We start from the raw sequence: 1,050 nt of genomic DNA, 5'->3' as shown, positions 1-1,050 counted from the left end.
CAATTGCGGCAAGGCGCTGGATATCGCCCGCCAGGCCCGCGACATGCATGGCGGCAACGGCATCCAGATCGGCTACCACGTCATGCGCCACGCGCAGAACCTGGAGACGGTCAACACCTATGAAGGCACGCATGACGTGCATGCGCTGATCCTGGGAAGGGCGCAGACGGGGTTGCAGGCATTTTTCTGAGCCGGTAACCGTTGCTTAAATTAGGTGCACCGCAACATCTCTGCTTGGAGAATGGTCGCCAGATGTGTCAGGGTTCAGCGAAATCGTTTGAAACGCTGAATTCCGGGGCCCCATGGCAATTCTGGCAGCCGTCTACCACCTGACCCATTACAAATACGACCGGCCGGTGGTTCTCGGGCCCCAGATCATCCGGCTGCAGCCGGCGCCGCATTCCCGTACCAAGGTGCTGAGCCATTCGCTCAAGGTCGAGCCGGCGAACCACTTCGTCAATCTGCAGCAGGATCCTTACGGCAATTTCCTCGCCCGCTTCGTCTTTCCGGAGCCGGTGACGGAGTTGAAGATCGAGGTTGACCTCGTCGCCGACATGACGGTCTACAATCCGTTCGATTTCTTCGTCGAGCCGTCGGCCGAGGCGTTTCCGTTCGAGTATCCGGAAGAGATACGCGACGATCTCGCCATCTATCGCACTCCGGAGCCGGCGGGACCGCTGCTGTCGGCGCTGCTGAAGACCATCGATCGCAGCGCTGCCAACACCGTCAATTTCCTGGTCGATCTCAACGCGCGGCTGCAGCGCGAGATCGCCTATATCGTGCGCATGGAAACCGGTGTGTTCTCGCCGGAAGAGACCTTGGCCGCGAAAAAGGGATCGTGCCGGGATTCGAGCTGGCTGCTGGTGCAGATCCTGCGCAATCTCGGCATCGCGGCGCGCTTCGTTTCCGGCTATCTGGTCCAGTTGAAGCCCGATCTGGTGGCGCTGGACGGTCCAGCCGGAACCGCCGTCGACTTCACCGATCTGCATGCGTGGTGCGAGGTCTATCTTCCCGGCGCCGGCTGGATCGGCTTCGATCCGACCTCGGGCC

General features: G+C 61.1%; 2 protein-coding genes. Both read left to right on the top strand.

Translation table 11 applies throughout. The features are described 5' to 3' along the window. Positions 1-190: acyl-CoA dehydrogenase family protein (locus EN925_RS37130; RefSeq protein WP_281040705.1), on the top strand; the 190-nt coding region annotated here is incomplete at its 5' end. Positions 191-302: 112 nt separating this feature from the next. Next, positions 303-1,050 (top strand): transglutaminase family protein (locus tag EN925_RS37125; RefSeq protein ID WP_164894722.1); only part of this gene is annotated, 748 nt, incomplete at its 3' end.

The sequence above is a fragment of the Mesorhizobium sp. M7A.F.Ca.US.006.04.2.1 genome (assembly GCF_004022915.1).
Lineage (GTDB): Bacteria > Pseudomonadota > Alphaproteobacteria > Rhizobiales > Rhizobiaceae > Mesorhizobium > Mesorhizobium ciceri.
The sequence above is the reverse complement of the archived record's forward strand: the minus strand, read 5'-3'. Positions and strand labels throughout refer to the sequence as shown.